Source organism: Mycobacterium sp. E2327 (assembly GCF_001672675.1).
Lineage (GTDB): Bacteria > Actinomycetota > Actinomycetes > Mycobacteriales > Mycobacteriaceae > Mycobacterium.
The window spans coordinates 25,485-33,914 of the sequence record NZ_LZKE01000025.1 but is presented as its reverse complement, the minus strand read 5'-3'; the positions used below and the strand labels follow the sequence as shown (position 1 = coordinate 33,914).

At 69.8% G+C, this 8,430-nt stretch carries 10 protein-coding genes; 7 read left to right on the top strand and 3 right to left on the bottom strand.

The features are described from left to right. From A5712_RS03030 to A5712_RS03020, 3 genes are all read right to left on the bottom strand, one after another. The coding region (locus A5712_RS03030; protein WP_197519282.1) for an acyl-CoA dehydrogenase family protein at positions 1-732 on the bottom strand (732 nt) is incomplete at its 3' end. Between the two features lie 9 nt (positions 733-741). After that, entirely contained in the window at positions 742-2,262 is a 1,521-nt protein-coding gene (locus A5712_RS03025; RefSeq protein WP_068101086.1) for a CoA-acylating methylmalonate-semialdehyde dehydrogenase, read from the bottom strand. Between the two features lie 77 nt (positions 2,263-2,339). After that, positions 2,340-3,218 (bottom strand): SDR family oxidoreductase, encoded by an 879-nt coding sequence (locus A5712_RS03020; RefSeq protein WP_068101084.1) that lies wholly within the window; start codon positions 3,216-3,218, stop codon positions 2,340-2,342. A gap of 84 nt (positions 3,219-3,302) precedes the next feature. Here A5712_RS03020 and A5712_RS03015 point away from each other — a divergent pair, with 84 nt between their 5' ends. From A5712_RS03015 to A5712_RS02985, 7 genes are read left to right on the top strand one after another with little or no spacing between them, the layout of a single operon-like run. Next, a complete protein-coding gene (locus A5712_RS03015; protein WP_068101082.1) occupies positions 3,303-3,875 on the top strand; it encodes a TetR/AcrR family transcriptional regulator in 573 nt (190 codons plus the stop codon). A gap of 32 nt (positions 3,876-3,907) precedes the next feature. After that, entirely contained in the window at positions 3,908-5,338 is a 1,431-nt protein-coding gene (locus tag A5712_RS03010) for an NAD(P)-binding protein (protein WP_068101079.1), read from the top strand. 17 nt (positions 5,339-5,355) lie between these two features. Then, complete coding sequence (locus A5712_RS03005; protein ID WP_068101076.1) at positions 5,356-5,913, top strand: RNA polymerase sigma factor; 558 nt, start codon at positions 5,356-5,358, stop codon at positions 5,911-5,913. After that, positions 5,910-6,599, top strand: a complete 690-nt coding sequence (locus A5712_RS03000) for a Rieske (2Fe-2S) protein (RefSeq protein ID WP_068101073.1) — start codon at positions 5,910-5,912, stop codon at positions 6,597-6,599. Before A5712_RS03005 ends, A5712_RS03000 begins: the two co-directional genes overlap by 4 nt. Before the next feature lie 21 nt (positions 6,600-6,620). Beyond that, on the top strand, positions 6,621-7,091 hold the full coding sequence (locus tag A5712_RS02995; protein WP_068101069.1) for a cupredoxin family copper-binding protein: 471 nt from the start codon (positions 6,621-6,623) through the stop codon (positions 7,089-7,091). Beyond that, complete coding sequence (locus A5712_RS02990) at positions 7,088-8,014, top strand: metallophosphoesterase (protein ID WP_068101066.1); 927 nt, start codon at positions 7,088-7,090, stop codon at positions 8,012-8,014. Before A5712_RS02995 ends, A5712_RS02990 begins: the two co-directional genes overlap by 4 nt. After that, complete coding sequence (locus tag A5712_RS02985) at positions 8,011-8,430, top strand: hypothetical protein (protein WP_068101063.1); 420 nt, start codon at positions 8,011-8,013, stop codon at positions 8,428-8,430. Before A5712_RS02990 ends, A5712_RS02985 begins: the two co-directional genes overlap by 4 nt.

The following is an 8,430-nucleotide window of genomic DNA, read 5'->3' as shown; positions in this document are numbered from 1 at the left end:
GAGCCGACCGCCGTTGAGGCCGTTCATCGCGATGCCGAACCCGGCGCCCTCGCCGTCCGCGCCGCCCAGCATCGCGTCGGTGGGCACCCGCACGCCCTCCAAAATCACCTGCGCGGTGGGCTGGGCGTGCCAGCCCATCTTCTCCTCGTGCGCACCGAAACTCAGCCCGGGAGCGCCCTTTTCGATGATGAAGGCGGAGATGCCGCGCGGTCCCTCGCCGCCCGTCCTGGCCATCACCACGTAGACGTCCGAGGCCCCCGCGCCGGAGATGAACTGCTTGACCCCGTCGAGCACATAATCGCCGCCCTGTCTGACGGCGCGGGTGCTCAGCGCGCTGGCGTCGGATCCGGCGCCCGGCTCGGTGAGGCAGTAGCTGGCGATGACTCCCATCGGCGCCAGCCGCGGGATCCATTCCTTGCGTTGCTCGTCGGTGCCGAAGCTGTCGATCATCCACGCGCACATGTTGTGAATCGACAAAAACGCGGCGACGGTCGGACACGCGATCGCCAGCTGCTCGAAGATGCGGACCCCGTCGAGCCGGCGCAGCCCGCTGCCGCCGACGTCCTCGCGGCAGTAGATGGCCGCCATGCCCAGTTCGGCGGCCTCGCGCAGCACGTCGGTCGGGAAGTGCTTGGTGGCGTCCCATTCCAGCACGTGCGGGGCGATTCGTTTGGCGGCGAACGCGGCCGCCGTCTCGGTGATGACCCGCTCGTCGTCGTTCAGGCTGAACATGTCGCGGGTCTAGTTCATTGTCGGGATGACGAATTCGGCGCCATCCTTGATGCCGGACGGCCACCGCGACGTGACGGTCTTGACCTTGGTGTAGAACTGGATCGACGCCGGCCCGTGCTGGTTGAGGTCGCCGAATCCGGAGCGCTTCCAGCCGCCGAAGGTGTGGTAGGCCACCGGGACCGGGATCGGCACGTTGACGCCGACCATGCCCACCTGCACCCGGGACACGAAGTCGCGGGCGGTGTCGCCGTCGCGGGTGAAGACCGCCACCCCGTTGCCGTACTCGTGCTGAGAAGGAAGCGCCACTGCTTCTTCGTAGTTGTGCGCCCTTACGATGCACAGCACCGGGCCGAAGATCTCGTCGGTGTAGATCGACATGTCGGGGGTGACGTGGTCGAAAAGGGTTGGGCCGATGAAGAATCCGCCCTCGAGGTTGGCGTCGCCGAACGTCAGGTCGTCGCTGGCCCGCTCGCGCCCGTCGATCACCAGCTCGGCGCCGGCGGCCACGCCCTGGCCGATGTAGTCGCGCACCCGAGCCAGCGCGGCCTCGGTGACCAGCGGGCCGTAGTCGGCCTTGGGGTCCAGGCTGTGGCCCACGCGCAGGTTGTTGATGCGCTCGATCAGCCTGGCGCGCAACCGATCCGCGGTCTGCTCGCCGACCGGCACGGCGACGCTGATCGCCATGCAGCGTTCGCCGGCGCTGCCGTACCCGGCGCCGATCAGCGCGTCGACGGCCTGGTCGAGGTCGGCGTCGGGCATCACGATCATGTGGTTCTTGGCGCCGCCGAAGCACTGCGACCGCTTGTCGTTGGCCGCGGCCGTCGAGTAGATGTAGTGCGCGATGTCGGAGCTGCCGACGAAACCGACGGCCTTGATGTCGGGGTGGTGCAGGATCGCGTCGACGGCCTCCTTGTCGCCGTGCACCACCTGGAACACGCCCGGCGGCAGGCCCGCCTCCAGGAACAGCTCGGCCAGGCGCACCGGGACCGACGGGTCACGCTCACTGGGCTTGAGCACGAACGCGTTTCCGCACGCCAGCGCCGGCCCGGCCTTCCACAGCGGGATCATGGCCGGGAAGTTGAACGGCGTGATGCCGGCGACCACGCCCAAGGGCTGGCGCAACGAGTAGACGTCGATGCCCGGGCCGGCGCCCTCGCTGTACTCACCCTTGAGCAGGTGCGGGATCCCGATGCAGAACTCGATGACCTCGATGCCGCGCTGGATGTCGCCGCGCGCGTCGGCGACGGTCTTGCCGTGCTCGAGGGACAGCAGCTCAGCGAGCTCGTCGCTGTTGGAGTTGACCAGCTCGATGAAGCGCATCATCACCCGCGCCCGTCGCTGCGGATTCCATGCCGCCCAATCCTTTTGGGCCTCGACGGCCGAGGCCACCGCCGCATCGACGTCGGCCTTGCCGGCCATCGGAACCTTCGCCTGCACCTGGCCGGTGCTGGGGTTGAAGACGTCGGCGGTGCGGTCGGACCGGCCGGCGGTGCGCTTCCCGTCGATGAAGTGCGGGATCTGTGTAGTCATGGTGCCCTCGAGTCGTCGTTACACAGCGAATACTTGCATATCCTAGTAACTCGGCTCGGGCGTTGGCAAGGCGCGCCTCACACCGGGTAGTTTCCGGCCTCCAGGTCCTCGAGCAGGCTCGGATGCGCGGGCCGCCAGCCGAATCTCTCCTGGGTCCACGCGCTCGACGCCGGCTGGTCCAGGGCGAATATGGCGCCGAGGGGTCCGAAATGCTCGGCCGGGACCGACGCCGCGGGAAGGCCGAGCTGGCGCCCGATGGCCTCGGCCAGCGCGCGCATCGGATCGCCCTCGTCGCCGACGGCGTGCGCCACCGTCCCGGGATCGGCCTGTTCGAGGACAAGGCGGAAGAGCAGGGCGGCGTCGACGACGTGCACCGCCGGCCAGCGTTGGGTGCCGTCGCCGACGTAGCCGGACACACCGGTCCCTCGGGCGGCCGCGACGAGTAAGGAGGCGAACCCGCAGGGGCCGCCCGCCCGGTGGACGGAGCGGGGGAGGCGGACCACCGCCGACCGGACGTCGCTGCCGGCCAGCTCCAGGGCGGCCTGGGCGTTCCGGCCGCGCCCGCCGACGAGTCCGTCGGTCGGCACCGAGTCGCGCTCGGTGGCGACGCGGCCGGCGACGGGCGGCGTGCCCGAGGCCATGACGAACGGCTTGCCGGTGCCGGCGAGTGCGGCGCCGAACGTCTCGACCGCGGCCGACTCCTGGGCGACCGCCCTCTCGAAGTCGTCGAAGTGCAGGAAGGCGAGGTGGACGACCCCGTCGGACTCCTTGGCGCCGACGCGCAGGCTCTCGGGGTCGTCGAGGTCGCCGCGCAGCACGTCAGCCCCCATCGCGGTGGCGGCCCGGGCCGACGCGTCGGAGCGGGCCAGCGCCAGGACCTCGTGGCCCGCCCCGATGAGCTCGGGAACGACGGCCGAGCCGACCCCGCCGGTGGCACCCGTGACGAATACGCGCATGAGACACTCCTCAAGTGATGGGACCGATGTCTCATCACGCTACCACGGTGATGGGACAAAGGTCTCATCGCCTACCATGGCGGCATGCCCCGATGGGAACCCGATGCGCGTGCGCGCCTGGTCGAGGCCGCGCTGCACCTTTTCTCCGAGCAGGGCTACGACCGAACCACCGTCGCCGAGATCGCCGACCGGGCCGGCCTGACCAAGAGCACCTTCTTCCGGTATTTCCCCGACAAGCGGGAGGTGCTGGCGGCCGGTCAGGAGGCGTTGTCACAACTGCTGACCGAGGGAATCGCCTCGGCGCCCGCGGACGCCACGCCGCTTGCGGCGGTCGCCGCCGGGCTGGAGCGTGCAGCCGGCGCGATGACCCCGCGCAATCGCGAGCTTGCTCCCCGGGTGAAGGCCGTCATCGCCTCCAGCGCCGAACTGCAGGAGCGCGATGCGCTCAAACAGGTCGGCCTCGCCGCGGCCATGGCGAACGCGCTGCGAGCGCGCGGCGTGCCGGATCGCGCTGCCGCCCTGGCCGCCGAGCTGGGTGGGCTCGCGTTCAAAGAGGCGTTCGCCGAATGGATTACGTCAGACGGTGACCGGAGCCTGGGCGAATTGGCCCGCGCGGCCCTGGACGAGCTGCGCACCGCGGCGGCCGAAATCCGCTGAAGCGACCCCGGGCCGGTTAGCCTTTAGCCCGTATGCGCACCATCGAGGCCGACTACCTGGTAGTCGGCGCGGGCGCCATGGGGATGGCGTTCATCGACACGCTGGTCACCGAAACCGAGGCACGCGTGGTGCTGGTGGACCGCCACCATCAGCCCGGCGGGCACTGGACCATGGCCTACCCGTTCGTGCGGCTGCATCAGCCGTCGGCGTTCTACGGCGTCAACTCGCTACCCCTGGGCAGTGAGGCGATCGACCAAGTCGGCTGGAACCAAGGGCTTTACGAGTTGGCGACCGCGGGTGAGGTGTGCGCCTACTACGACCACGTCATGCGCCAGCGGTTCCTGCCCACCGGGCGGGTGGCCTACTTCCCGATGAGCGAGTACTCCGGTGGCGGCCGGTTTAGGACGCTGGCCGGGACCGAGTACGCCGTCGACGTGACGCGCCGCATCGTCGACGCCACCTACATGCGCGTCATGGTGCCCTCGATGCGCCCGCCGCCCTACCGGGTGGCGCCGGGCGTCGACTGCGTCGCGCCCAACGAGCTGCCCCGGCTGGCCGCCCGCCGCCGTTACGTCATCGTGGGGGCCGGCAAGACCGGCATCGACGCGTGCCTGTGGCTGCTGGACCAGGGCATCGCGCCGGATCGCCTGACGTGGATCGTGCCGCGCGACTCGTGGTTGCTCGATCGCGCGACGCTGCAGCCGGGATCGCTGTTCGCCGACAAGATCAAGACCGCCGTCACCGCGCAGCTGCGGGCCATCCGGGACGCGGCGTCGGTCGACGACCTGTTCGTCCGCCTCGAGGAAGCTGGCGCGCTGCTGCGGATCGACCCGGCGATCCGCCCGACCATGTACCGCTGCGCGACCGTCACCCACGCCGAATTGGAGCAGCTGCGGCGCATCTCCGACGTGGTGCGCATGGGCCACCTGCTGCGCGCCGACGCCGGCGAGGCGGTCCTGGAGGGCGGCGCCGTGCCCGTGGACCCCGCGGCGCTGTACGTCGACTGCACCGCCGACGGCGCCGAGAAACGGCCCGCCACACCGATTTTCGATGGCGCCGGCATCACGCTGCAGAGCGTGCGCGGCTGCCAGCAGGTGTTCAGCGCCGCGCTTGTCGCGCACGTCGAGGCTGCCTACCCCGACGACGCGGTGAAGAACGAGCTGTGTGACCCGCTGCCGCATCCCGACACCGACCTCGACTGGCTGCGCATCACGCGGGCGTACTACCGCAATCAGCTGCGCTGGCTCGAGGACCCGGAGTTGACCGCGTGGCTCGCCGCGGCGCGCCTGGACGTCTTCGGGCGTCTGGTGGGCGACGCACTGGCGCCCGCGTCGGCGAAGCCGCGGGTGCGGGAGAGGGTCTTGGGCATGGCCAAGTCGGCCCTGGCGGCCGCCGCCGCGAAACTGGACGAGCTGATGGCCGCGGAAGCCGACGTGCCCGCGTGTAACCCGGTCCGATATTGAATCGGTGAAGGAGGACCGTGGCGGCGCAAAACGACCCCCAGAAACCGCTAGTCTCGCGACCGCTGCGCGCGGTGCCCGACAGTGGTTATGAAAGCTATCCCGACTGGGAAGCGGTGTACTCCGACAACGCGTCCTGGGTGTACCGCACGCTGTTCGCGCGGGTGGGTAACCGCGCCGACGCCGAGGACCTCACCGCCGAGGTGTTTTTGGCCGCGCTGCGGCCACTGCGGCTGACCGCGACCGTCGGCGAGGTGCGCGCCTACCTGCGGGCCACGGCCAGGACGGTGCTGGCCGCACACTGGCGGGAGACCATGGGCCGGGAGATAACCTCGATCGACGACATCGAACAACCACCCGAGAGCGAGGAAGCGATCAGCACCGCGCCCCAGCGCGTCGCGCGGGTTCTCGACGGCCTGCCGGACCGGTATCGCCAGATTCTCGAAATTCGTTTCCTGCAAGGAAATTCGATCAAGGAGTCCGCGGCCGAGCTTGGGATCAGCGTCGCCAACGCCAAGGTGTTGCAGCACCGTGCCCTGCGGCTGGCGGCACAGGTCAACGATGGAGGGCAACGATGAACGCGCGAGGGCTGCGGCGCTATGTCGATGACCTGTTGCGGGGTCGCCGGCCGAAGCCGTTTGCGCCCGACGATTTCGAGGCCGCGCAGATCCGCACGGCGATCGACCTGCGGGCGGCGGGGACCGCGGACGCCGAGCCGCGCCAGGAGTTCCTCGCCGACCTGCACCGGCGCCTGGCGGAGCAGATGGACGGCGCGCCGGCGCCGGCGGCGCCCAAGCAGAGCGCGACGCGCCGACAGGTCATCGTGGGCACGTCGGCCGCCGCGGCCGCCGCGGCCGCCGCGGTTTCCATCGATCGCGCCCTGATCGGCAGCCCCACGCAGGGCCCGGCGGTCGCGGGCGAGCTGACGCCCAACGACGGGACGTGGCAGCGCGTCGCGTCGAGCGCCGACGTGCCCGACGGCGTCATGCATCCGTTCGACCTCGGTTCGGTCGCCGGGTTCGTCCACCGCGTCGACGGCAAACCCCAGGCCATCTCCGGCGTCTGCACCCATCAGGGGTGCAAGCTGTGGTTCGACGCACAGAACGACGCGCTGCAATGCCCCTGCCACACCACGTCGTTCTCGCCCACCGGGCAGGTGCGCACCCACCAGTTGCCGATCGCGCCAAAGCCCTTGCCCGCGCTGCAGGTTCGCGAGGTCGAGGGCGCAATCGAGGTGTTCGCCCCGCCGCGCCGCGACGTGTAACCCGCCGCCATATCTCTTGGCATGAACATCGCCAAGCTTCGAAAACATGTGGTCGCGGCGTCGGCCGTCGGTGTGTTGCTGGCCGGCTGCTCGTCGTCGCCGCCCGCCGCGCAGCCGCCGTCGGTGACCTTCGGATCGAATGCCAGCGGCACGCCCGGGATGCCGGGCATGAGCGGGATGCCCTCGGCGCCGGGTCCGCAGCCGGGCGCCGCGTCCGCGACGGGGTCGCCGGCCGCGGCCGCGGGCGATGCGGTCACCATCGACAACTTCGCCTTCGCACCGGCCACGCTGACCGTCAAGGCGGGCAGCACCGTCACCTGGACCAACAAGGACGAGGAACCGCACACGGTCGCCGCCGCCGACGGGTCGTTCAAGTCGCCCGGAATGGGCACCGGCGCCACCTTCTCGCACACCTTTCCCACCGCTGGCAAGTTCGACTACGTCTGCTCGATTCACCCGATGATGCACGGCACCGTGGTGGTGACGGGATGAACGATCCGAACACGATGACCCGCCGGCAGCTGATCCGGCACTCGGCGTGGTTCGGCGCGGCGGTCGGTTTCGCCGTCGTCGGGGGCGAGGTCATCTCGCACGTCGCCGGGACGGCGTCGGCCTCGCACACCAGCGCCCGGCCCACGCTGCGCTTCGCCCAGGTGAGCGACAGCCACATCGGTTTTTCCGGCCCGCCCAACCCGGACGTCGCCGGCACCTTCGGCCACGCAATCGACCAGATCAACGGCCTTGGCTATGCACCGGACTTCGTCATCCACACCGGTGACCTCACCCACCTGTCGACCGCCGAGCAGTTCGACCAGGTCAAGCAGATGCTCACCAAAGTGCAGACGCCGCACGTGTTTACGGTGCCCGGCGAGCACGATTCCGTCGACGACGCGGGACAGAAGTACCGCAGCGTCTTCGGCGCCGGGACGCGGGGCGACGGGTGGTACAGCTTCGACATCGCGGGCGTCCACGTGATCGCGTTGGTGAACACCTTGAACCTCAAGAAGCTCGGGCACTTGGGTGTCGACCAGCTGGAGTTCGTCGAGAAGGACGTCGCGGGCTTGTCCAGCGATACACCCATCATCGTGTTCAGCCACATCCCGTTGTTCGCGATGTATCCGGACTGGGGTTGGGGCACCGACGACGCCACCCAGGCCCTGAGCTACCTGAGCCGGTTCTCGTCGGTGACATGCCTCAACGGCCATGTGCACCAACTGTTTTCCAAGACGGAAGGCAACGTGACGTTCTACAGCGGGACGACGACCGCCTACCCGTTGCCCCATCCCGGCGACGGGTCGGCGCCCAAGCCGATCACGCTGCCGGCGGGCAAGCTGCACGATGCCCTGGGGATCCGCGAGGTCAACTACACCAAGGGCCAGGCCGCCCTCGCACTGAAAGAGACCAAGCTGCAATGAAAATCTTCCTCCGGTTCGCGCTGGCCGCCTCCCTGGCCGTCAGCGCCTTCAGCCACGCCTATCTGTACGTCCATGGCTACCAGCACATTCCGATGATCGGCACCAGCTTCCTGATCCAGGCCAGCGTTTCGTTCTCGCTGGCCCTGCTGGTCGCGGCCGGCGGCCCCTGGTGGCTGGAATGGTCTGCCGCCGGGTTGGCCGGCGGCTCGCTGGTCGCCTTCGCGCTGTCGAGAACCGTTGGGCTCTTTGGCTTCACCGAGCACGGCTGGGACCCGGCCCCGCACGCGGTGCTCACCGTCGCGGCCGAGGCGCTGTGCGTGCTGCTGTGGGCGGCCACCGTGGTCGGGTCGCTACGGTCAAGGCGCAACGTCGGTGGGCGCATTCCAACGGTGGAGGCCAGCGCTGCTGCGGTCTAG

Coding starts and splice junctions, on each gene's coding strand:
- A5712_RS03025 (WP_068101086.1), bottom strand. CDS start 2,262: ATGACTACACAGATCCCGCACTTCATCGACGGGAAGCGCACCGCCGGC.
- A5712_RS03020 (WP_068101084.1), bottom strand. CDS start 3,218: ATGCGCGTATTCGTCACGGGTGCCACCGGCGGGGTCGGCTCGGCCGTC.
- A5712_RS03015 (WP_068101082.1), top strand. CDS start 3,303: ATGCCCCGATGGGAACCCGATGCGCGTGCGCGCCTGGTCGAGGCCGCG.
- A5712_RS03010 (WP_068101079.1), top strand. CDS start 3,908: ATGCGCACCATCGAGGCCGACTACCTGGTAGTCGGCGCGGGCGCCATG.
- A5712_RS03000 (WP_068101073.1), top strand. CDS start 5,910: ATGAACGCGCGAGGGCTGCGGCGCTATGTCGATGACCTGTTGCGGGGT.
- A5712_RS02995 (WP_068101069.1), top strand. CDS start 6,621: ATGAACATCGCCAAGCTTCGAAAACATGTGGTCGCGGCGTCGGCCGTC.
- A5712_RS02990 (WP_068101066.1), top strand. CDS start 7,088: ATGAACGATCCGAACACGATGACCCGCCGGCAGCTGATCCGGCACTCG.
- A5712_RS02985 (WP_068101063.1), top strand. CDS start 8,011: ATGAAAATCTTCCTCCGGTTCGCGCTGGCCGCCTCCCTGGCCGTCAGC.